A 22,317-nucleotide genomic window follows, 5' to 3' on the forward strand; every position below is an offset into this window, starting at 1 on the left:
AGCGGATAACAGCGCCCAATCTGCTCAAAACGCAGACCGGATGCCAGCGCAAAAACCGTCAATCAAATCGCCAAAAGCCAGAAATCACGGGCCACGCACATCAATTGACGGTTCTTCGATCCCTCCACCTGATAGGGCTGACAGCCTGGCCCAGGATGCTCCAAACATGCATTCCCAGTATTAAGCGTCCACTTTCCCCATAAAATTTCAGACATATCGCACATTTACCTTTCAAAATTATTTATTCAGATTGGTCTACTATTTTAGATGATATCTCTATTGAGGCATTTATATACTCCGGCTTCCATTTGTATAATGGATCCCGAAAATCGCAATTTGTATACTTTATATCATTAATAGAGCAACAAACTTCCGTTCCCGTTATTGAAGATAACGCCTGCGATATTATTTCCTCAATTTTTGAGGTAGGAATATTTTTAAGATAGGTATTATTTTCTTTACTTGGATTCTGTGCTTTGTTTTCCGTCATATTTCCCTCGATATGAAGCCAATCATCCACCGTAATTATCGGTTTTGTATGTAGGCTGCCACATTCTGCAATTGCAGCAGCTGACACTATTCCATTTTAGGAATTTCTCAATGCACCCCACACACCATGTGCACATCAGCACGGGCTTCATGTTCGTGTACCTGCTGTTCATCGCCGTCATCGTTGCGCTGTTCGTATGGCTGTCCTGGTCGGATCGGCGTGCCAAGCTGATCAAGATGCAGATCGATCAGCGGCACGAAGAACAGATGGAGCGGATCCGGCGTGGACATGATGACCAGATTGCCCGGACCGTTGCCGCTGATACCCGACAAAAGGCTGAGACGAATAACGCAAATCCTAAGCCTGCTTTCGCAAGCTGCATTGCGTCCGATGGTAGTCGTCTCGGGGATCGCACTTATGGCGATCCTTCTGACCCGTTTGGACGACGTGCGCGGCGTGATCGCGCCCCGATCTGCAATGACAGCACCCCAGCAGCCCCCGTCATAGTCAATGCCGGTTCCGGTCGTTCGGGTGGGTCTGACTTTGTCGAAGGTGCGCTCCTGGGCGGTATCGCCGGATCCATGATGGGCGGCCGCGACCATGACACCGTCATCGAACGCGATGTCAGCGCACCGGCAGCAGCGGCGGGTTCGATAGCGGTGGCTGCGACTTCTGACCATGGGTGATTTCAGCATCACGCTGGATACATCACGCATCCAGCGTGATCTGTCAGACATGCAGAAGCAGATCCCGTATGCGACGTCCACCGCCGTAAACAGCCTGGCCTTCGATGCCATGCGACTGGAGAACAGCGCGATGTCGGAAATCTTCGACCATCCGCGTCCATTCACCACACGCGCCACGCAGGTGGACAAGGCGACGAAAAGCGATCCGACTGCGGTGATATCGCTGCGGGACCAGCAGGCGAAATACCTGACGCCATACGAGACCGGCGGCGACCACTGGGTCGGCGCAAGGGATGGCACGGGTGACCTTCTGGTGCCAGTGGATGGCAGGACAGACGCATACGGCCAGATCCCACGTGGGCTGATCAAACGACTGCTGGCGCGCCCTGACGTGTTCGCGGGCACCGTCCGTGGCATCCGTGGCATCTGGCAACGTCCGACAGCACGGGGCGCACGCCGCAACGCAGCCCCCGCGAAGCTGAAACTGCTCTACATGTTCAGGGCCAACAAGGCAGTGGACAAGCATCTCGACTTCGAGCAGCGCGCGGCGGAGATGGTCCAGCGTGAAGGCCCGAAGGCCATCGAGGCGGCGATCCTGAAAACCATCCGCACGGCCCGCTGACCCACGGGCGGCCCAGATGCACGGGAGGGTCGCCCTCCCCGCGTAGGGAATGCCTTGGGTCCTTCCTGCGACTTTTCGCATCGCGGGGTTGCGCGAGCCCGTACGATCTCTAGCTGAGATAAAATTTTCAGGTTGCAGTTGCAGTTGCACTTTCCGTGAAAAAAACCTCGATCAGCCAGAGTGAGGCCGCGCGCCGCGCAGGCGTAACACGTCAGGCAATCAAGAAACATCTTGAGTCTGGCAGGATTGTTTCCGATGGCTCACGCGTGGATGTCGCGTCGTTCGAGGAATGGCTTGCCGAGCGCACGAACCTGCAACCTGACGTGCAACCAGAGGTGCAACCCGGGTTGCAGGTTGCAGATGGGGTTGCACCCATCAATGAGCGGCGGCCGGACCTGATACCGGACGAAGCGTGTCAGCAGATCGAGAAAGGACTGGCTCCCTACACGACGCAGGAAGCCAACCGGATTGAGAAGAACTACAAGGCGCTCATGCGCAAGCTTGAATACGACCTGAAAGCTGGAAAGGTCGTTGAAAGCGCCAGAGTGGTCGAGACCGTCGGCGAGGAATATGCCCGCGTGCGCACCAAGCTGCTCGCCATGGCCGCCGAGAAAGCGCCGTCCCTGCACCGCTGCAAGACCGTGGCCGAAGTGCAGGACCGCCTGACCACGCTCGTGACACGCGTCCTGGAAGAACTGACAGCGGATGGCGATCCTATCACCGGGTAGCAGCCTGTATGCGCACGGGCTTCAACTGTTCCGGTCCGAACTGGCGCGCGTGCGCCGGGAGACGCTCAAACCGCCGCCGCGCCTGACCCTGAGCCAGTGGGCGGCAAAGTATGCTGTCCTCTCTCGGGAATCCAGTGCAGAGACAGGCCGTTTCGAGGCCTTCGCCTACCAGAACGGCATCATGGATGCGTTCACGGATCCGGTCATCGAGCGGATCTATGTCAAGAAATCCGCCCGCGTCGGTTACACGAAGATCCTCGACCACGCTGTCGGCTATTACCTGGAGCAGGACCCCTGCCCGATCCTTCTGGTGCAGCCGCGTGAAACGGATGCCGAGGACTACAGCAAGAGCGAAATTGCTCCCATGCTGCGGGACACACCCGTCCTGGCAGCCCTGACGGGCGATCCCAAGTCGCGTTCGTCGTCCCAGACGCTGCTCAAGAAGACCCTGCTGAACGGGTCATCGCTGACGCTGGTGGGGGCAAACAGCCCGGGCGGCTTCCGTCGTATCACCGCCCGCATCGTGCTGTTCGACGAGGTGGACGGCTACCCGGTCAACGGCGCGGGCAGTGAAGGCGACCAGATCGCGCTGGGTGCCAAGCGGTCGGAGACATACTGGAACCGCAAGATCGCGGCCGGATCCACCCCGACCATCGCGGGCCTGAGCCGGATCGAGAGCCTGTATGAGCTGGGCGACCAGCGGCGCTACTACGTGCCGTGCCCCCATTGCGGGGAAAAGCAGCCTCTGGAATGGGGCGGACCGGACACGGCCCATGGCATCAAGTGGGACAAGGACCAGGACGGCAACCACCTACCGGAAACCGCACATTATGTGTGCCGGCACAATGGCTGCATCATCGAGGAGGCCGACAAGCCCGGCATGATCGATGCCGGGGAATGGGTAGCGCATGCCCCGTTCAAGGGCATCGCCTCTTTCCACATCTGGGCCGGTTATTCCCTGTTCCCGAATGCCAGCTGGTCCAAGCTGGTAGCGGAATGGCTGGATGTCAAAAACGACCCGCTCAAGCGCCAGACCTTCATCAACCTGACGCTGGGCGAGGCCTACGAGGATCGTGGCGACGGTGCCCTGAATGAAATCAGCCTGGCCGCCCGTGTGGAAGTCTGGCCCGGGGAAGTTCCGGACGGCGTAGCCATACTGACAGCCGGCGGCGACACCCAGGACGACCGTGTCGAACTGGAGATTGTCGGCTGGGGCCGGAATGAGGAACGCTGGTCCATCGCCCATATCGTCATCGAGGGCGATCCGGATGGCCCGGAACTGTGGGAACGGGTGGACGCGGTTCTCAAGCGGCAGTGGTATCGCGCCGATGGCCGTCCGTTCAGCGTGTCCGCTGCCTGCATCGATTCAGGTGGGCACCATACCCAGAAGGTCTACGAGTTCTGTCGCGCCCGACTGGGCCGCAGGATATGGGCCGTGAAGGGCGAGTCAGCACGTGGCGGGGCCAGATCCCCGGTCTGGCCGACAAAGCGCCCCAGCGCGCGTAACAAGGCGGCTTTCCGCCCTGTCATCATCGGGGTCAACGCGGCGAAGGACGTGATCCGCAGCCGCCTGCACCTGCCCCAGCCGGAACCCGGTGAGCCAGCACCCGGATACATGCATTTCCCGGCTGACCGCGACATCAACTACTTCGCCCAGCTGGTGGCGGAACGGTCCGTCCGAAAGACCAAGGGCGGCCAGACATACCGCGTCTGGGAGAAGATCCCCGGCCGCGCGAACGAGGCGCTTGATCTCGCGGTCTACAGCTACGCCGCCCTGTGCGGCCTCCTGTATCTGGGTCTGCGACTGAACAAGAAGGCCGATGACATCGCGGCAGAAAAGGTCGAACACCCGCCGCCACCTTCAGCCGAACCGGTGCAGGAGGACGGCAGCCCGCTGCATGACGGCATGGTGGTGCAATCCCTCACCGTCACGCGCCGGGATCCGCAGTCAACTGACGGATCCAAACGCAAACGATCATGGGCGGAACGCCTGCCCTGATCCGGTCAAAAAAGGAGATGCCCCTTTATGATGGGCAGTCCCTATCCCTTCCTGCCGCAGGCCACCTACAATCCTGCGACCAGCATTCTGGCAGGCATGTCGCAGGCCCAGCTGCAGGCGGCACTGAGCACCGCACAGCAGACCCTCATTGCACTCCAGTCCGGTCAGAAGGTGGTATCGGTCAGCTATGCACAGGGCGATGGCAGCCGGTCTGTCACCTATAATCAGGCCTCCATTTCCAACCTGACCATGCTGATCCAGCAACTGCAGCGCCAGCTGGGCATCCCCGGCGTGCGCCGTAGGGCACTGAGGCCCGTATTCTGATGGGCGTCGGTGATTTCATCCGCAGGATGGCATCGCCTCTGGTTCCAAAATCCGGCCCCGGCCGGCGCATTATCAATGCGCTGACCTCGCCCTTCGGTACACCGTATGATGCGGCCGACGTTTACGGCCAGCGCATGCAGGGCTGGCAGCCTTATCTGGGGTCAGCCGATACGGAACTAAGCCCGTATCGTGACCGGATCGTCAGCCGCGTGCGTGACCTGGTCCGCAATGATGGATGGGCATCCGGGGCGGTTACACGGACACTGGACAATGCCATCGGCGTCAAGCTTCGCCCCATATCGAAGCCTGACTACCGTGCCCTTGCCCGCCTGAGCGGTACCACCGCTTTCGATGCGGTCTGGGCGAAAGAGTATGCGCAGGCCGTGGACGCCCACTGGCGCACATGGGCAGACGACCCACTGCGCTACAATGACACCGAGCGCATGCTGACATTCGGCCAGCAGATGCATCTGGCCTTCCGTCACCTGATCGTGGATGGCGATGCCCTGGCGCTGCTGCCGTGGATGGAGGACCGGGTCGGCCTTGGTGCTGCACAATATGCCACGACCGTCCAGATCATCGATCCGGACCGCCTGAGCAACCCGCAGCAGACCTTTGACCTGAAGAATCTGCGCAACGGGGTCGAGATTGACCCGAACAGCGGCGCGCCGGTCGCCTACTGGATCCGCAAGGCCCATCAGGCAGACTGGTACAGCGCGGCCGACACGGTCACATGGGATCGCTACGAACGGGAGACCGGCTGGGGCCGTCCCAACGTCGTGCATATGTTCGAGCATCATCGCGGCTCCCAGCATCGCGGCGGTGCCGGCATCCTGACGCCCGTCCTGCAGCGCCTGAAAATGCTGATCAAATACGACGGGACCGAACTGGACGCCGCGATCATCAATGCGACGTTCGCGGCCTACATCGAAAGCCCGTTCGATCCCGCCATGACGGCCGAAGGTCTGGAAGGTGGCGACGAGCAGCTGGCCTACTATCAGGACCAGCGCATCGCCTTCCACCAGCATCGGAACATCTCGCTTGCGGGATCCCGCATGCCGATCCTGTTCCCGGGCGAGAAGATCAACACCGTCTCGGCAGCGCGGCCAGCCAGCAACTTCCGTGACTTCGAGCGCGCGGTGCTGAACAACGTCGCCAGTGGCGCGGGGCTCTCGCCCATGCAGGTCAGCAATGACTGGTCGGACGTGAACTATTCATCCGCCCGTGGCTCCCTGCTGGAAGCATGGAAGACCATGAAGCGCCGGCGCGATGATTTCAGCATCGGCTTTCCAACCCTGATCCGCCTGGCCTGGCTGGAAGAGTCAATGGAAGAGGACGCCCTGCCACTGCCGCGCGGCGCGCCCCCGTTCATTCAGGCGCGCGCGGCCTATGCCCGTGCCATCTGGCTTGGCCCCGGCCGTGGCTGGATCGATCCGGTGGCGGAGAAGCAGGGCGCCGTGCTGGGCATGGATGCCGGCCTCTCCACCCTTGAGACCGAATGCGCGGAGAACGAAGGCGCGGACTGGGAAGAGTCCCTCGATCAGCGTGCCATCGAAGTGCAGGGCTTCAAGGATCGCGGTCTGCCTCTCCCGGAATGGGCCGGGCAGAACCTTGCATCGAAAACCGACAGGAAACCGGAAGCAGAATGAAGAGCCTCGCGCTTGCCCAGCGGATGCTGGGCCGCCCGCTCGCCCTCACGCCTGACCGCATGGAGGTCGTGCGGCACCTTCTGGCGCATGGTTCGGACGATATGGCCATGTTCGGCCCCATTCAGGAAAAGGCGGACCGAGACCCCGTGCTGGGCACCGTGATTTCCGATGTGGCCATCATCCCCGTTTCCGGCGTGCTGCTGCCGGGTGAAAGCCCCGGATGGTGGTGGAGCGGGGCAACGTTCTACGAGGACATCAATGTCGCCTTCCAGCAGGCCATTGACGCGCCATCCATCAAGGCCATTGTCCTTCTGGTCGACAGCCCCGGCGGAACGGTCGCCGGATGCTTCGATCTGGCCGACCGCATTTACGAAGGACGCGGGGCAAAGCCCATCGTCGCGATCGTAAACGAAAGCGCCTATTCCGCCGCCTATGCCCTCGCCAGTTCGGCCGACACGATCATCGTGCCGCGCACGGGCGGGGTCGGTTCGATCGGCGTCGTCGGCATGCATGTCGATATCACCGGCGCGCTGGAACAGGCCGGCATCAAGGTCACGACCTTCCAGTTCGGCGACCAGAAAACAGATTCCTATCCCACGACAACCATGTCGGAAGAAGCCGCCAAACGGTTTCAGGCCGACATCGATGCGATGGGTGAACTGTTCGTCGCCACGGTTGCACGCAACCGCGACATTCCGGCCGATCGTGTGCGCGCCACACAGGCCGGAACCTTCCTCGGCCAGCGCGGCGTCGACGCCGGCCTGGCCGATGCCGTGATGGGGGCAGAGGCGGCATTCCGCGAACTGCTCGACACGATCGGCTGATTTCTCCCTTCTGGAGCCATTACATGTCCGCACCGCGCAAACCCGGCGCCAGCGCATTTGCACACCTCAAGCCCCGTGCCGAGGGTGACGACAAAGACGACAACAAGACGAACACCAACGGCAAGAAAGCCGAAGGTGACGACCCCAACGAAGACCCCGACAACGAAGAGGGCACCGACGGCAAGAAGGCGGGCAAGAAAGCCAGCAAGAAAGCCGAGGACACCGACAGCGAAGACACGTCCGCCGAGGAAGGCGACGACGACAGCGACAAGGACGATGAGAAGGACGATGCCAAGGCATCCGCCCGCGCGCGTGAGCGTGGCCGCTGCGCCGCGATCTTCATGTCCCCGTCCGCTGCCGTGAACCCGGCCGCCGCCGCTGAACTGGCATTCGGTACGAGCCTGCCCCGTAGCCAGGCCATCGGCATCCTCGACGCCACCGTCGCATCGATGCCCGCGCCTGCGCCGCAGGCAACCGTGCAGCGTGAACCGTCCCTGCGCAGCCGCATGCGCGGCAATGCCGTGGCACCCGCCACGCAGGACGCATCGGAAAACCAGAACCGCCCCGGCGCACGCCTTGGCGCGTCCCTGCGCCATGTGCGCGGTGATCGATAAGGAGAACGGCTGATGTCCGGTTCCCTCAACAGCTACGGCTTCTATCCGCAGGCCCGCTCGACCCTGTTTGTCCCCGACCAGCTGGTCGCGGGCAACATGAAGCTGGTCACGCGCAACGTCACCTTCGGCGCCAGCCAGACCCTGCCCCGCGGCGCGGTGGTTGGCCGCGTGACGGCCACCGGTGAATACATCCTGTCCGTGGCCACGGCCACCGACGGCAGCCAGACGCCCTGCGGTATCATGGTCGATGCCGTGGAAACGGCGGCTGGCGCGACCCAGACCGGGGCCATCTACGAGATGGGCGAGTTCAACTCGAACTACATGACTTACGACAGCAGCTGGACGCTCGACGCGCTTACCCAGGCGCTGCGTCAGTGGGCCATCTTCATCAAGACGGGCCTCTCGAACGACATCGTCTGATCGTTCGCTCTTCCATAGAAATCAAGGATTACACCGTGGCAGGTTCTGTTACCGGTAGTGCTGGCGTTCAGGGGTCCCTGAACGCCATGCTTGGCGCGTACGATATCGCCGAGCTGGTTTATTTCGTGCGTAACCTCAAGACGGCGCAGAGCTTCCTGCTCGACCACATGTTCCCCAACATGGTGGAATCGGATGCGCCGGAAGTTGCGATCGACGTCGATGTCGGTAAGCGGCGTCTGGCCCCCTTCTGCTCCCCGCTGGTCGAAGGTCAGCTGGTGGAAAGCCGCCAGTGGCAGACCAACCTGTTCAAGCCGGCCTACATCAAGGACTGGCGCAACCCCGACCTGCTCAAGCCCGTGCGGCGTGCGATCGGCGAGCGCCTGATGGGCGGCATGTCGCCGGCGGAACGGCTGGAAGCCAATCTCGCATGGGAAATGGCCGACCAGGTGGACATGATCCTGCGCCGGCAGGAATGGATGGCGGCCAATGCGCTGGTCAGCGGCAAGATCACTGTCGTCGGCGAAGGCTACCCGGACCCGATCGTGGTGGATTTCCAGCGTGACCCGGCCCTGACCGTGGCCCTGACCGGCACCGCGCAGTGGGGGCAGACCGGCGTTTACCCTTCGGACTACATCACCGCCTGGGCTGCGCTGGTCCTGCAGAAGTCCGGTGCTGCACCCACCGAGGTCATCTTCACGAATTCCACCTGGAACGCGTTCAAGAACGACCCGAAGGTGCTGAACGCCATCGTGTGGCCCGGCCGCACCGGTGATTCCAGCGCGGATCTGGGTGGCCGCGTCGTGAAGGGGGCCATGTATATGGGCCGCTGGGGTCAGTTCGACCTCTATCTTTACAACGACTGGTACGTCGATCCGGTGACGGATGTCGAGGAACCGATGATCGCGGATGGCACCGTCATCCTTGGCGGTCCCGGTGTGGAAGGCACACGCGCCTATGGCCTGATCATGGATCCGGCCTTCAATTATGGCCCGCTCGCCTATGCCCCCAAGCTCTGGTACAAGGAAAACCCGGCGACCATCAATCTGCTGATGCAGTCGGCCCCCCTTGTCATCCCGTCGCGAGTCAACGCCTGCATGGCGGCCACCGTCATGGCTGCCGGCGCTGACGTTCCCTCCCCGACCCTGTGAGGCTGACAGATGGCTGATGCAAAGAAGACTGACGGGATCGAGGTTGTCACCCTGATCCCGGTTTATCCCGAAGCGGGAAAGGCCCCCTACCCGATCGGTACCCGCCTCAAGGTCGCCATTGAGACGGCCGCGTTCTGGAAGGGGCGCGGCATCGCTCGTTTCGCCAATGACCCGCGTGAAAACGCCGCGACCGTTTCCGCCGGCATTGCCGACCGGGTCAAGAATGCGCCGCTGCCGCCCGCGCCCGTCATGACGCCACCGCCTGCATCCATGCAGCAGGGCTTCACGCCCCCGGCTGCGTGAGCATCGATTTCGGGCAGCTTGTCCTCGGGCCGTGCCTGGACGCTTTCGCCAATCCCTACCAGTGGCAGTCCCAGTCCCTGTCTGATCCGGTAACCATCAACGGCATTTTCGATGATGGTTTCAGGGGGCAGGATCCGCTGGGGGATTTCCCCGGTGCGACACCCGTGGACATCACCACCAGCCTGCCCCGTCTCGGGGTCAGGCTGTCAGACTTCCCGGTGACCCCAGCCCAGGGCGATGAGTTCGTCATCAATGGCCAGACATACAGTATCCGCGAGGTCCAGCCGGACAGTCACGGCGGTGCGTGTCTGGAACTGAACCTTGTGGACATCAATACGACATGACGCTTTACCGCGTGCAACTGCGCGATGCAGCCGTGCAGGCGCTGATCGCAGCCAAGACACTGGTCGGCACGAATGTGCTGGTCAACCGCAGCCTGCCGCTGCCGATCGCAAAACTGCCTGCCATCCTTGTCACCGCCCCGCGTGATCAGGGCACAACGACAGGGCGTAACCAGCCTGGCTTCACGCGGGTCACCACGCTGGCCATCCGTGGTCAGCTGTGCGGTGCCTCCCCTGAACAGGTCGCCACGGATCTGGATCAACTGGCAGAACAGATCGAACTGGCCATCATGCTCGATGTGGATCTGCAGGCGATGATTACCCAGGTCACCTCGCTGAATACCGAGCTGATCGTCAACAGCGAGACCCGCGAACATACTGGCGAGATCCGGATGCTGTTCGGTCTGGAATACATCGAATACTACCCCCCTGCGGGCACGCCACTGACCGAGATCACCGGACAGATGCAGGCGAACGGCAATTCCGATTTCGCCGACATGCAGGTGCCGATCACCCTCAACTGAGGTCCCCCACATGTTTGTAAAACCCGCCCCGGGCCGCGCCGTGCGCTGGCCCGGTACGATGCGCTTGCTGAAAGCGCAGGGCGAGAACGTGCCCGAAACCACGTTCTGGCTCCTGTGCGAGCGCAATGGCGATGTGGTCAAGGCCACGCCGCCCGCAGCGTCCGCCCCGGCCGTAGCTGCCAGCACGCCGCCCAAGGTCCTGACTGACGGCGCAGCCGCGAAAGTCGAGGTCCCGGCATGAGCGGCTCCATCACGGTCCCCAACTACCCCGACACGAACCGCGTGCCGGGGTTTTATTTTGCCCTGGACAATTCCAAGGCGAATACCGCGACACAGGTGCGCCGTGTCCTGATCGTGGGCCAGATGCTGGCCACCGGCAGCGCCACGGCCGGCACGCCATCCCTGTCCGCCGGTCCCTCTGACGCCATCGCCAAATACGGCGCAGGCTCCCAGTGCGCCCGCATGGTGCAGGCCTACCGACAGGTCGACACGGTCAATGAGCTGTGGGTGCTGCCGCTGGCCGATGAGGCCGATGGCGTTGCCGCCACCGGCAAGATCCTGCTTGCGGGCACGGCCAGTGCATCGGGCACGCTGTGGCTCTATATCGGCGACAGTCTGGTCAGTGTTGCTGTCACGGCGGCCGACACGGCCGCCACCATCGCGGAGAACGTGGTCACGGCTGCAGCCTCGGTCAGCAACCTGCCCGTATCGCTGGCAGAGGACGCGACCACGGCAGGCCAGATCAATGTCACCGCGCTGAACAAGGGCGAGGTCGGCAACACGATCCTGCTGGGCCTGAACCTGCTCGGCACGGCCGGGGCGCAGGCCACACCGGCCGGCATCACCGTCACGCTGACCCAGATGGCGGCCGGGGCACAGAACCCCTCCACGCTGGCATCCGCGCTGTCAGGTATCGGTGATCGCGTCTACGACCTGATCCCGCACCCCTACATGGACGCCACCAGCCTCACCGCGCTCAAGACGACCCTGAACGATGTGGACGGCCGCTGGTGCCCGCTGGAGCAGCTCTACGGTCAGGCCATCACGGCCTATCGCGGCACGTATGGGGACGCCACGGGGCTGACCATCCTGCCCAACGACCAGCACCAGACCGTCATGCCCATTTCGGACAGCCCGTCCGACGTGTGCCAGTGGGCGGCCTGGATTGCAGCACGCACGGCGCTTTCCATGCTGTCGAACCCGGCGCTGCCGATCACCGGCCTGTCCATCCCGGCCATGCCACCGACCGACGCCGGTCGGTTCATCCGCGACCAGCGGAACAGCCTGCTGTACGACGGGCTGTCGACGTTTACGGTCAGCGACAGCGGCACGGTCATGATCGAGCGCCTGACCACGACCTACCGCACGAATGCGTCGGGCCAGGCGGATAACAGCTACCTCGACATCGAGACGCTGCTGACCGCCCAGGTCTGCCTGCAGGACCTACGCAGCTATCTGGCGGCATGCGTGGGTGGATACATCCTCGTGGCCGACGGGTCCAAGATCCCGGCCGGTGCGCAGGCCACCACGGCGGCGCTGATCGGCAAACTCGCGGCCGCCCGCTACCAGTGGCAGTCGACCCAGATGTGGGTCCAGAACCCCGACGAATTCGCCGCAGCCATCGTGGCGACCAATGAAGGCGGGGGCGTGGTCAAGCTGCTGCTGCCCTACCAGCTTGCGAACCAGCTCTGGGTCATCGCAGGCGACTGCCAGTTTACCAAGCCATAAGGGGGGACCGATGTCGGGAACCGTCTATCGCGGCCCCCTTGCGGGCCTTGCGACCCTGTCCATCAACGGCGACACATGGAACGTTGTTGGTGAGGCACAGTACCAGCCCTCGGGCAATGCAAACGAAACCCTCAAGGGGCAGTCGCTCGTCGAAGGCTTCTCCGCCATGCCCGGGCAGGGCTTCATCCAGGCCACCCTGCGCATGCGCCGCGACCGCAGGGTCGGCGACCTGCAGGGCGCGTCCGGCCTGACCATCGTGCTGACGCTGGCCAACGGCGTTGTCGTGACCTGCGTCAACGGCTGGCAGACCGAGGAACTGAACGTCAACACGCAGGAAGGCACGTTCGAGCTGCATGTTGAAAGCGACACCGTGACCGAGGATATCGTCTCGTGAGCCATTCCCACCATATGCACCCCAGCGATGCGGAAGTCCTGACGGTCATGGCAGCGCCGCAGGATGACATGGCCAGCGGCGCGGACGATGACAGCCTGATCATCCTGGATGAACCGATCGTCCTCAAGGGCGATCGGGAATTCATCGAACTGCAGCTGCATGAGCCGAATGTCTACCACATCTTGTCAGCCGCTCAGGTGATCGGCAAGCGGCCGACGACGGAATCGGTTTACGAGTCCCAGATGCAGCTGGTGAAGCTGGTCAGCGGCTGGCCGCTGCAGGCCGTGCAGGACCTGCCATCGTCTGCCCTGGACCGTGCCGTGGCCTATGTCACGTCCTTTCAGGATGCGGCGCGCCGACCGGAAGGTGCTGATCCGGACCTGTCCCCGTCCATGACTTTAATTTTCGAGGACGGGATCGAGGCGGTCGGACGCAGCTTCTCCACCATGACCCTGCGCGAACCCAAGGTGAAGGAACGCCGCACCGCCAAGGCTTTCGAGGCCCGTGGCACGGCGGAAGGTTTCCTGCGCGCCGAGATCAGCCTGGTCGAGAATGTCAGCGGTTGGCCGCAGGCCGCCATCCTCAAGATGCCGATCAGCGAGTTCGCAAAAGCGGCGGATTACCTGACCGGTTTTTTTATGCGTGGCCCGGAAACTGGGACGAACTAGGCGCGGACCTGTGCCAGTTCTTCCGGGGCTTCACCCTTCATGACGTGGAAAACCTGACCGGCACGGAAATGCTGGAATGGGTGACCCGCGCGCATCGCATCAACGACGCGCGCAAACGGGAGGCTCAACGTGGCAAACGCGGGCGTTAAGGTTGTCATATCGGCGGCGGATCGTGCCAGCGCCACGCTGGAAAAGATCAATACCCGGATCGCCAGACTGCAGGCCCCCGTACGCCGCGTGCAGGCCGCCTTCGGTCGGTTCGCCAGCCTGTCCGGCCTCAACCGCCTGAAAAACGGTTTCGTCGGGCTGGGACGCGAGGCGCTGGGGGCGTTCCGCTATATCAGCCAGATCGTGCCGGTCATGGGCCTGCTGACCAGTGCCGCCAGTCTGGCGGGCATGGCGCGGCTGGTCAGCGCGTGGGGACAGCTGGGGACCAACCTGCGCACCACGGCCGGTAGCATGGGCATGGCACCGCAGCGCCTGCAGGCCATGCAGAACGCGGCAAAAATGTCCGGCAGTTCCGCCGAGGCCATGACCAGCGCGCTGAAAACCCTGTCCACCACGCGGTGGAATGCCCTGCATGGACTTGACCCGCAGGCAGCCGCACAGTTTGGCGCCATCGGCCTGAACCTGCGCAAATTCCAGAACGAAGCCCCCGACAAGTTCTTCAACCGTGTGGCCCATGCCATCCGGGGGCTGCGGGATCCTGTCGCCCGAACCGTCGCGGCTACGACCCTGCTGGGCAGTTCTGCAGAACAGATGCAGTCGATCTGGCAGGAGACAGACGAGCAGTGGCAGAAGGATCTGGAGACCGGCAGAAAACACGCCTACATGACGAAGGACATGGCCGACCGGGCGGACCAGTATCGTCGGTCTCAGGAAAGCCTGAACGAATCAGTCCACCACTTTGCCGACAGCGTTGCCGATGCCGCGTCCCCTGCGCTGGTGGACCTCAACAATTTCCTTGAAGATCTGATCGACCGGAACCGTGACTGGATCGCGCAGGATATCGGCCGGTACGTCCAGCAGTTCTCCTACTGGTTCCGCAATGGTGGCTGGGACCAGATCAAGGCGGGGATCAAGGGGGTCGAGGATACGGTCACCGGCGTGGTGGACAAGTTGGGCGGCTGGAAGTCCGCAGGACGCATTGCTCTGGGTGCCATTGCTGCCATCTATGCCATGCCGGTCATCAGCGGCCTGCTGATGCTGGCAGCGACCATCCTGTCCGTGGCGGGCGCATTCACGAAGATGGGTGGGGCTGCGAAAGAGGCCTCCCTTGCTTCCCGGTTCGCACCGGGTGCCCCTGATGGCGCGCGCGGGCGGATGCCTTTCCGCGCTTCACCGACCGATATCCTCAGCGGACTCGGTGTCGCCTATGACATGTATCAAGCCTACCAGCATGGCAGCCTGATCTCCGGTGAAGGCGAAGGGGTGCTGGACAAGATCCCCGGATACACGCGATTCAATCGGTGGTGGAACCATAAATCCGGCGCAGACGTCGCACCGCTGGAACAGCCCGTGCAGGACGCTGCCCTTGCGGCGGCCAAGCAGTTCGGCCTTGACCCGAAGCATTATGTCGCCCTGCTGCGCAAGGAACACGGCGGATACCGCAATGTCTCCGGCGCGGGGGCGTTTGGTCCCAGCCAGCTCATGCCGGCCACTGCGCGTGGACTGGGCCTACCGGATTCAGTCAATGATCCCAATTACGACTGGCGGCAGAACCTGACGGGCGGGGCTTACTACTACCGCACCCTGCTCGACCGCTTCCATGGGAATTACGAGGCGGCCGACGCGGCCTACAATGCCGGACCAAACAGCAAGCGGGTGAACGAATTCGCCCGGACGCATGACCTGTCCGTTCTGCCGAACGAGACGCAGGACTATGTCGCTGGCATCGCCAAACTGGCCCAGATGCCATCAGGTCCTGCGGCATCAATGCCGTCCGGCAGCGGAAACGATGGCGGCACCACCACCCATGAAATCAAGGTGGGGATGGACATGCAGCTGCCACCAGGTGCGAAGGCCCGGATCATCGATGCCCCACCGGGCACTACAATGACCCAGCGCACGCAGGTCCAGCGCGCCATGGACCCCGCCCTCAGCTCAACAGGAAACTGACATGTCCGGCACCCTGACGCGCCTTGCGGAAGAATACCTGCAGTGTTCTTTCCGGGGCGTGCCGTTCGTGGTTGTGGGCAGCGGCGGCCAGAACGGGCGCAATACCACCGTGCACCGTTATCCTTACCAGCCCACGCCGTGGGTGGAGGATCTCGGTCGCGCGCCGCGTCCCTACCGGTTCCGGGGCTTCCTGTGCGGGGCAGAATGCTTCGCGCAGCGCCAGCTGCTCAGCATCGCGGCCGAGACCGCTGGCACCGGCCTGCTGATCCATCCCACCATCGGGGCGATACAGGCCAGCCTGCTGCGCTTCGACTGGTATGAACGCGACGGCGTGATGGGCGTCATTGATGTGGAGCTGGAGTTCATTGAATCCAGTTCCTATCTGTCGACCACCATCATGCTGGCGCTGGATGCCGCCATCGGCATTGCCGCGACAGCGTTCAGCAGCGCGGCATCATCAGATTACGCAACGGGCACCAGCGCCTCGTATGATTACGGTACGTCCGTTCTTCATGCGGGGCGCACGGTCGCCTCCAGCTGGGCTGCGGGCGCGCGCACGGCCATCCGCTCGCCCAGTACGTTCTCGGCAGCCATTGCAACGCTGCCGGGCAACAACGGCCGATATGCCAGCGGCAATGCAACACAGGTCAATGAGGATGCAACGGTCAGTTCCGTCCTGTCCGATCTGACAGCCAGCGGGCAGACCATGGAGGCCGGTATCGCTGCCGTCTCTGCTTCCACGGACGGCCCGACACTGGCCGCCGCGATCCTCGCCCTGACGGAACTGCTGCGCAGCGCCATCACCGATCCCGGCACCCAGATTGCCCAGCTTGCGGCTCTGGCCGTGTACGAGATTGATGCCCTCACCTCGGCGGCCCCGATTGGCGGGGCCATTTCCACCGTGCAGACGGCGACAGCCATGCTGTGCCGGCAGGCCGCCCTGATCTCGATCGCGCAGGCCTGCGCGGACTGGCAGCCTACGTCCTCGGCCGAGGCCGTCACCCTGCGGGAGCAGGTCGGCCAGTTGCTCGATGATGAAGCCATTGCCTGTGCCGATGCCGGGAATGACGCCAGTTACCAGGCCATCCGCGCCCTGCGCGCGCAGGTGCTGCAGGACCTGTCCACCCGCGCGGCTCAGTTGCCCGACGTCATGACGGTTACGCGCAATGCGCCCCTGCCCGCTCTGGTCCTGGCGCAGCAGATCTACCGCAACGCCTCCCGCACGCCAGACCTGATCCGGCGTGCCGATCCCATCCATCCGGCATTCATGCCCACCAGTTTCGAGGCCCTGACGTCATGAGCGGTGCGCTGACCACCCTGTCCGACTTCGTGGGGTGGAACACGGACCAGTCCGATCAGGTCTCCGTTGTCATCATGCGCGGCAGCAAGGCCTGGCAGATCACCACATGGACATCAGTGGTCATCCGCATGGGCGTGGAAATCATGCCCTGGACGGCAGCCCTGAGCATGACCACGCAGGGATCCAGCCCCCTGTCGAAAGTCAACATAAGCGAGGGCGACAGCTGCAGGCTGCTCATCGGGGAAACGCTGGTTTTCACCGGGTATGTGCAGACCGTGGTGGAGGATATTGCCCCCGACCATCATACGTTCGAGGTGCAGCTGGCATCGAAAAGCGTCGACCTGGTCGAGTGTGCGGCCGAGTTCAGCACGTTCCAGATGAGCAGTACCAACGCGCTGGATATCGCCCGGCGCGTCTGCCAGTTCGCGCAAATTGACGTGATCTCGATAGGCGGCGCGGGTGATACCGACATTCTGGCCTTCGCGGTCATCCTGTCGGAAACCGCCTATGAGGTGATCGAGCGTGTCAGCCGGCTGGCGGCCGTGATTTTCTATGACCGGCCTGACGGCAATATCTGCATGTCCGCCGTGGGCACGCGCCGCGCTTCCAGCGGGTTCACGCTGGGGGACAACATCGAACGGCTGCAGCGGGTCCGCAGCATGGCGGGGCGATATTCCACTGTGCAGGCCATCGTCATGGGCGAGGTCACACTGTTCACCACACCAGGCGGATCAAACGCCTACGCGGATCAAATGGAGGTCCTCAGCGCCCCGGCGAATGCGAAAGCCAGCGACCCCGGCGTCACCCGCACGCGCAACATGCTGGTGCCACTGGAAATCGGTGATCCCAACGGGACCATCGCAAAGCAGCGTGTGGTGTGGGAGGTCAACCGGCGTTATGGCCGCGCCTATCCCATCACCCTGACCTGCGACAGCTGGCGCGACAGGGCGGGCAATCTCTGGCTGCCCAACACGCTGGCCCGGGTGGACCTGGGGGATGGCAATCCGCAGGACCTGCTGATCGGGGAACTGACCCTGCGCCAGACGGTCGATGACGGCACGCATGCCGATGTGGTGCTGATGGACCCGCAGGCCTACTCGCCAGAGCCGATCATCAACCCGCTGTTCCAGAGCGCCTTCATGCAGGCGATCCAGTCCAACCAGCCCGCCAGGCAGTCATCCGACGGAAGCGAATCAATATAGGAACGCCATGATCAGTTCAGCCATGCGCACCATGCGGCGCGTGATGATGATGGTCGGGATCGGCCGCCTGCTGGCGGATACGAACGAGACACCCAGCACCCCCACGGTGCAGGTTGCCCTTGCCGCAGGCGAGATACGCGGCGACGTGCCGCTCATGCAGCAGTACGGGCTGGCCAGCCGCCCGGTGCCCGGGTCGGACGCCATCGTCATTTTCGTGGGCGGTGACCGCACGCGCGGCATCGCCATCGCCACCGGCGACCAGCGCGGCAGGCCGACCGACCTGCAGCCCGGGGAAGTCTGTCTCTACCATCCCCAGACCGGCAGCCGGATCTGGCTCAAGGAAGATGGGTCCATCGCCCTGAACCCGGCCAATGGAAAGACCGCGGTCACCGGTGATCTGACGGCCACCGGCACAATCACCGGCAATGAGGTCGAGGCGCAGGGTATCAAGCTGTCCAGCCATCTCCATGACGGGGTGACTGCAGGCAGCAGCAATTCCGGTCCACCAGTGGCCAGCTGAGAGGACTTTTCATGGATATCGCAATCGTCTGGAACGTCCGCGAGGCACGCGGCGACTGGCCCATCGTGTCCAGTGATCTGGGACTGGACAACCCGCTGCGCTCGGCCGTCATGGTCTCCCTGTTCACCGACCGGGTGGCACCTGTGCAGCCAACAGCCAATGATGTGGCCGCCGGCGTCCAGCCCCCTGCCGGCGCACCGGGCACGGTCGATGCGGATCCACGCGGCTGGTGGGGCGACGGGTTCAGCGACATCCCGATCGGCTCCCGCCTGTGGCAGCTCAAACGCGCCATCAAGGTCGGCACAAGGGCAGTCCCGCGCGAGATCGAGGCGATCTGCACCGAGGCCCTGCAATGGCTGGTCACCGATGGCGTGGCCCAGAAGGTGGCCGTCTCCGCGTGGTGGAGCGCCACGGTGCCCAACATGGCCGAGTTCACCGTCACCATCACCGAACCGGGCGGATCCTCGCAGCAGTTCACCTTTTCATGGGCCTGGGAGGGCCTGACCTGAATGCCCTACGCACGGCCGACGCTTTCGGAACTGCGCCAGCAGGCCCAGCAGGACGTCATCAATGGCGGTATTCCGGGTGTGGTCGCCCTGCTGCGGTTTTCGGTCCTCAACGTGCTGGCCATGGTGCTGGCGGGCCTTGCGTGGCTGCATTACGGCTATATCGACTGGATTGCCCTGCAGGCCGTGCCGTGGACGGCCACGGGTGAATACCTGGCCGCATGGGGCGCGCTGAAAGGCGTGACCCGCAAGGCGGCCGGCTATGCCTCGGGCACCGTGTCGTTCACGGTGACCGGCACAGCAACCATCCCGGCCGGGACCGCCCTTGTGCTGACCGGCGGCGTGGGCGCCACGACCTCAGCCGAGAGTGTCACCACCAACGGCACGACGCTCGCCAGCTGGACCGCCACCACGGCGGGATCAGCGGGTAACGTCGCGGCCGGGTCCATCGCCACCCTGTCCAGCCCGGTAGCGGGCGTGCAGACCACCGGAACCGTGGTGGCACTGACCACCAGTGGCGCGGACATTGAAACGGACGACGCCCTGCGGACCCGGATCATGGACGCGTTCCAGCAGCCGGGGGAATGCGGGAACGAAGAAAACTATGTCAGCTGGGCGCTGGATGTCACCGGCGTGACCCGTGCCTGGTGCAACCCGCTGGGATTCGGCGCGGGAACGGTTGTCGTCTACATCATGCTGGACAATGCCAACGCTGAAAACGGCGGTTTCCCCAATGGGACGAACGGCAGCGCCGCGGGTGAGACACGCTATGTGACGGCCACGGGGGATCAGCTCACGGTTGCCAATGCCATCCAGTCCGAGCGCCCCGTCACTGCCCTGGTCATCGTCTGCGCGCCCATCGCCCAGCCTGTGGATTTCGTGATCACGGATCTCGGCACGGGCAACACGGCCGCCAACCAGACCCTGATCAGGGAGGCGCTGGAGGACATGTTCGTGCGTCTGTCAGCCCCGGCCGGCACGATTAACCCGAACGACTGGGAGGAGGCGATCGGCGCCATCGGACTGGACAGTTTCGAGGTGCAGTCCCCCACCGGGCCGGTCACCGGCGCGAACGCGGGGGCCATGCCGACCCTCGGCAACATTACCTTTGCGTCGTGATCCATGGCCCTTCCTTCTTTTTCCACCGCAGACTTCCGCAGCGCGCTGCTGCGCCTGCTGCCCACCGGACGCATCTGGTCACGTGAGCCGGGATCGATGCCCTATCAGCTGGCAGCGGTATGGGCGCCTACGTACCAGCGTAACAGCGACCGTGCCGCCAACCTGATTACGGACGCATTCCCCTCGACCACGACCGAACTGCTGGACGAATGGGAAGAAACCCTCGGGCTGCCCGATCCCTGCGCGGGTGAATCTCCCACGATCGAGCAGCGGCGGGCACAGGTGGTCGCGCGGCTGACCGATAATGGCGGCGCATCGGTTCCCTACTTCATCGCCTTCGCGGCCACCCTTGGTTACGACATCACCATAACCGAATATGCCCCGGCGCGTGCAGGCGTGATGCGCGCAGGCGATCCCGTATGCGGCGAGGACTGGGCCTATGTCTGGCTGATCCGTGCCCCCGGTTACACCCCCATTCCCTTCCGTGCCGGCCAGTCCTGCGCAGGCGAGGCGCTGATGGTCTGGGGCAACACGGTCCTGCAATGTGAGATCACGGCACGCAACCCGGCCCATACGGTCGTCCTTTTCGGGCAGGATGGCTCAAATGCAATCAATGATTTTGGTGGAGATATCGACTGATGCGCATTATTCGCAACATGGCACCGATCCTTGGGCTTGCCCTGTCCCTGGCGGCCGGTTCCGGCGCCTTCGGGCAATCTGCCCCCGGCTGGCGGTCCTATGCCGTTACCAATGACCCCAGCGATATCGTCAGCAGCCCTACCGTAGCCGAATGGCTGGGAAAGAAGGTGGACGCCACGGGCGGGACATCGACCGGCCAGACCCTGACCGGCGCGTCCATTGACGCAACCAGCAAGGTCAACGGGACTGCCATCACCAGCCCGGCATGGCTCGGGTTCCAGACGGGGTATTCCTCCACCATAACCGTCTGCCCGGCCGGATGTAACTACACCACCGTGTCCAGCGGGTTTGGCGCAGCACTGAGTATGGCGCACCGGCTGTATGGCCACGGGGTGGTGCAGCTCGAGATCGCCGATGGAACCTATACCGAAACCGGACAGATCTATACCACCGACCCGGCGGGCGCGTTCGTCAACATTATCGGCGATACCGCGAACAACGCCAATGTTGTGATCAACTTCACCGGCGTGAAGGGCACGAATGCGGGTGGTTTCGTGGCAGATAATGGTGGCATCATCGGCCTGATCGACGGGGTCACGCTCAATGCCGTGGGTGCGCAGTCCGCGCACACCGCAACGTCAACGTCGTGGTATCCCGCGTCCTACGGTGCCGGCATCAGTGCCGAGCATAACGCGGTTATCGCCCTGGGCGCCCACGTCACGGTCAATTCCTTCTACTATTCCGTCATCGCGGATGATGGCGGCATGATCAATGCGCGTGGCGGGGGCGTGACCGGCACGGATGCGGGCGACGTCAATTTCATGGCGCGCGGCAATGGCACGATCGTCTGCACGCCCTGCACCGCAACGCGCGCAGTGGATATGACGGACCCGGCCGTGGCTGTCCTGGGGGGATGTTACGACGCGGAACGCGGCGGCAGCCTCTATATCGACGGCTCGACCTGTACCGGCGCAAACGTGGCGGGGGTTACGGCGCTCTCCAATGGCAAGGCCTGGTCCCATGGCGTGACAGTGACCGGCGCGCTGCGCCCGCAGGCGACCCTTGGCGTGTGGACCACCGAGGGCGGCATGATCGAAGCCCAGAATTCCACGATCACCGGCATGAATAACGGCGTGGTGGCCGGGAACGGGGCCACGATCGAATGTAACGGCTGCTCCATCACCGGATCGTATGGCGATGGCGTGGTGGCGGATGGGGGCCTGTTCCTTGGCACCGGCACGATCAGCCAGGGCAGCCAGACCGGCTACGGATACCATGCGCTGCACCAGGGCACGATGCACCTGTTCAGTGTAATCGCGAACACCACGGGCAATTCGCTGGGCTCCTTCGAGACCGAGGGCGCCGGCACGGGTAACGGCGGGAGCTACACCGCCTCCACCGTCTCGGTGGGGGGCTGACCGTGCGCACGTAACACGCAGAAAACCAGAAAG

General features: G+C 63.4%; 27 protein-coding genes. 24 read left to right on the forward strand and 3 right to left on the reverse strand.

The features are described from left to right. Window positions 1–241 precede the first annotated feature (241 nt). Together ACBR42_RS12395 and ACBR42_RS12400 are read right to left on the reverse strand one after the other, a co-directional pair. On the reverse strand, window positions 242–577 hold the full coding sequence (locus tag ACBR42_RS12395) for a hypothetical protein (protein ID WP_371208210.1): 336 nt from the start codon (window positions 575–577) through the stop codon (window positions 242–244). Between the two features lie 20 nt (window positions 578–597). Continuing rightward, on the reverse strand, window positions 598–1,092 hold the full coding sequence (locus tag ACBR42_RS12400) for a hypothetical protein (RefSeq protein WP_371208211.1): 495 nt from the start codon (window positions 1,090–1,092) through the stop codon (window positions 598–600). Between the two features lie 76 nt (window positions 1,093–1,168). Between ACBR42_RS12400 and ACBR42_RS12405 the strand changes: the two genes are divergently transcribed. The 16 genes from ACBR42_RS12405 to ACBR42_RS12480 all read left to right on the forward strand — a co-directional run bounded on the left by ACBR42_RS12405 (window position 1,169) and on the right by ACBR42_RS12480 (window position 13,462). Next, on the forward strand, window positions 1,169–1,798 hold the full coding sequence (locus ACBR42_RS12405; RefSeq protein WP_371208212.1) for a hypothetical protein: 630 nt from the start codon (window positions 1,169–1,171) through the stop codon (window positions 1,796–1,798). A gap of 155 nt (window positions 1,799–1,953) precedes the next feature. Continuing rightward, on the forward strand, window positions 1,954–2,526 hold the full coding sequence (locus ACBR42_RS12410; protein ID WP_371208213.1) for a hypothetical protein: 573 nt from the start codon (window positions 1,954–1,956) through the stop codon (window positions 2,524–2,526). After that, window positions 2,504–4,525 (forward strand): phage terminase large subunit family protein, encoded by a 2,022-nt coding sequence (locus tag ACBR42_RS12415; RefSeq protein ID WP_371208214.1) that lies wholly within the window; start codon window positions 2,504–2,506, stop codon window positions 4,523–4,525. The genes ACBR42_RS12410 and ACBR42_RS12415 overlap by 23 nt, the downstream gene beginning before the upstream one ends. 27 nt (window positions 4,526–4,552) lie before the next feature. Next, on the forward strand, window positions 4,553–4,849 hold the full coding sequence (gpW, locus tag ACBR42_RS12420) for a gpW family head-tail joining protein (RefSeq protein WP_019085784.1): 297 nt from the start codon (window positions 4,553–4,555) through the stop codon (window positions 4,847–4,849). Beyond that, window positions 4,849–6,498 carry a phage portal protein gene (locus ACBR42_RS12425; RefSeq protein ID WP_048852369.1) on the forward strand — a complete coding sequence of 550 codons (1,650 nt, stop codon included), beginning with the start codon at window positions 4,849–4,851 and terminating at the stop codon, window positions 6,496–6,498. Before gpW ends, ACBR42_RS12425 begins: the two co-directional genes overlap by 1 nt. Continuing rightward, complete coding sequence (locus ACBR42_RS12430; protein WP_048852368.1) at window positions 6,495–7,322, forward strand: S49 family peptidase; 828 nt, start codon at window positions 6,495–6,497, stop codon at window positions 7,320–7,322. Before ACBR42_RS12425 ends, ACBR42_RS12430 begins: the two co-directional genes overlap by 4 nt. A 23-nt stretch (window positions 7,323–7,345) precedes the next feature. Continuing rightward, window positions 7,346–7,936: a hypothetical protein gene (locus ACBR42_RS12435; protein ID WP_371208215.1), complete on the forward strand. Its 591-nt coding sequence runs from the start codon at window positions 7,346–7,348 to the stop codon at window positions 7,934–7,936. A 12-nt stretch (window positions 7,937–7,948) separates the two neighbouring features. Then, the gene (locus ACBR42_RS12440) at window positions 7,949–8,356 is read left to right on the forward strand and encodes a head decoration protein (RefSeq protein ID WP_371208216.1); all 408 of its coding nucleotides are present in this window, start codon (window positions 7,949–7,951) and stop codon (window positions 8,354–8,356) included. 35 nt (window positions 8,357–8,391) lie between these two features. Continuing rightward, window positions 8,392–9,504 carry a major capsid protein gene (locus tag ACBR42_RS12445; protein WP_307155915.1) on the forward strand — a complete coding sequence of 371 codons (1,113 nt, stop codon included), beginning with the start codon at window positions 8,392–8,394 and terminating at the stop codon, window positions 9,502–9,504. 9 nt (window positions 9,505–9,513) lie between these two features. Beyond that, entirely contained in the window at window positions 9,514–9,807 is a 294-nt protein-coding gene (locus ACBR42_RS12450) for a hypothetical protein (RefSeq protein WP_371208217.1), read from the forward strand. After that, on the forward strand, window positions 9,804–10,151 hold the full coding sequence (locus tag ACBR42_RS12455; RefSeq protein WP_371208218.1) for a hypothetical protein: 348 nt from the start codon (window positions 9,804–9,806) through the stop codon (window positions 10,149–10,151). Before ACBR42_RS12450 ends, ACBR42_RS12455 begins: the two co-directional genes overlap by 4 nt. After that, window positions 10,148–10,672 (forward strand): hypothetical protein, encoded by a 525-nt coding sequence (locus ACBR42_RS12460; protein ID WP_371208219.1) that lies wholly within the window; start codon window positions 10,148–10,150, stop codon window positions 10,670–10,672. Before ACBR42_RS12455 ends, ACBR42_RS12460 begins: the two co-directional genes overlap by 4 nt. Window positions 10,673–10,682: 10 nt before the next feature. Next, the gene (locus ACBR42_RS12465; RefSeq protein ID WP_371208220.1) at window positions 10,683–10,913 is read left to right on the forward strand and encodes a DUF2635 domain-containing protein; all 231 of its coding nucleotides are present in this window, start codon (window positions 10,683–10,685) and stop codon (window positions 10,911–10,913) included. Then, window positions 10,910–12,400, forward strand: a complete 1,491-nt coding sequence (locus tag ACBR42_RS12470; protein ID WP_371208221.1) for a phage tail sheath subtilisin-like domain-containing protein — start codon at window positions 10,910–10,912, stop codon at window positions 12,398–12,400. The genes ACBR42_RS12465 and ACBR42_RS12470 overlap by 4 nt, the downstream gene beginning before the upstream one ends. Before the next feature lie 10 nt (window positions 12,401–12,410). Next, complete coding sequence (locus ACBR42_RS12475) at window positions 12,411–12,794, forward strand: phage tail tube protein (protein ID WP_371208222.1); 384 nt, start codon at window positions 12,411–12,413, stop codon at window positions 12,792–12,794. A gap of 68 nt (window positions 12,795–12,862) precedes the next feature. Further along, window positions 12,863–13,462, forward strand: coding sequence for a phage tail assembly protein (locus ACBR42_RS12480; protein ID WP_371208223.1), 600 nt, complete (start codon window positions 12,863–12,865; stop codon window positions 13,460–13,462). On the opposite strand, the gene ACBR42_RS12485 is transcribed toward ACBR42_RS12480, so the two are convergent. Beyond that, a complete protein-coding gene (locus ACBR42_RS12485; protein WP_371208224.1) occupies window positions 13,459–13,590 on the reverse strand; it encodes a hypothetical protein in 132 nt (43 codons plus the stop codon). The genes ACBR42_RS12480 and ACBR42_RS12485 overlap by 4 nt on opposite strands. 1 nt (window position 13,591) lies before the next feature. Between ACBR42_RS12485 and ACBR42_RS12490 the strand changes: the two genes are divergently transcribed. From ACBR42_RS12490 to ACBR42_RS12525, 8 genes are read left to right on the forward strand one after another with little or no spacing between them, the layout of a single operon-like run. Further along, window positions 13,592–15,580 (forward strand): transglycosylase SLT domain-containing protein, encoded by a 1,989-nt coding sequence (locus ACBR42_RS12490; RefSeq protein WP_371208225.1) that lies wholly within the window; start codon window positions 13,592–13,594, stop codon window positions 15,578–15,580. Window position 15,581: 1 nt separating this feature from the next. Then, on the forward strand, window positions 15,582–16,880 hold the full coding sequence (locus ACBR42_RS12495) for a DNA circularization protein (protein WP_371208226.1): 1,299 nt from the start codon (window positions 15,582–15,584) through the stop codon (window positions 16,878–16,880). Beyond that, window positions 16,877–18,082, forward strand: coding sequence for a phage baseplate assembly protein (locus tag ACBR42_RS12500; RefSeq protein ID WP_371208227.1), 1,206 nt, complete (start codon window positions 16,877–16,879; stop codon window positions 18,080–18,082). Before ACBR42_RS12495 ends, ACBR42_RS12500 begins: the two co-directional genes overlap by 4 nt. A 7-nt stretch (window positions 18,083–18,089) precedes the next feature. Next, on the forward strand, window positions 18,090–18,602 hold the full coding sequence (locus ACBR42_RS12505) for a phage baseplate assembly protein (protein ID WP_371208228.1): 513 nt from the start codon (window positions 18,090–18,092) through the stop codon (window positions 18,600–18,602). A gap of 11 nt (window positions 18,603–18,613) precedes the next feature. Beyond that, window positions 18,614–19,111: a phage GP46 family protein gene (locus ACBR42_RS12510; protein ID WP_371208229.1), complete on the forward strand. Its 498-nt coding sequence runs from the start codon at window positions 18,614–18,616 to the stop codon at window positions 19,109–19,111. Further along, window positions 19,112–20,227, forward strand: a complete 1,116-nt coding sequence (locus ACBR42_RS12515; protein WP_371208230.1) for a baseplate J/gp47 family protein — start codon at window positions 19,112–19,114, stop codon at window positions 20,225–20,227. 3 nt (window positions 20,228–20,230) lie between these two features. After that, the gene (locus tag ACBR42_RS12520; protein WP_371208231.1) at window positions 20,231–20,866 is read left to right on the forward strand and encodes a YmfQ family protein; all 636 of its coding nucleotides are present in this window, start codon (window positions 20,231–20,233) and stop codon (window positions 20,864–20,866) included. Beyond that, window positions 20,866–22,284 carry a hypothetical protein gene (locus ACBR42_RS12525; protein ID WP_371208232.1) on the forward strand — a complete coding sequence of 473 codons (1,419 nt, stop codon included), beginning with the start codon at window positions 20,866–20,868 and terminating at the stop codon, window positions 22,282–22,284. The genes ACBR42_RS12520 and ACBR42_RS12525 overlap by 1 nt, the downstream gene beginning before the upstream one ends. The last annotated feature ends 33 nt before the right edge of the window (window positions 22,285–22,317 follow it).

It is taken from the genome of Komagataeibacter sp. SM21, from assembly GCF_041402665.1.
GTDB lineage: Bacteria > Pseudomonadota > Alphaproteobacteria > Acetobacterales > Acetobacteraceae > Komagataeibacter > Komagataeibacter saccharivorans.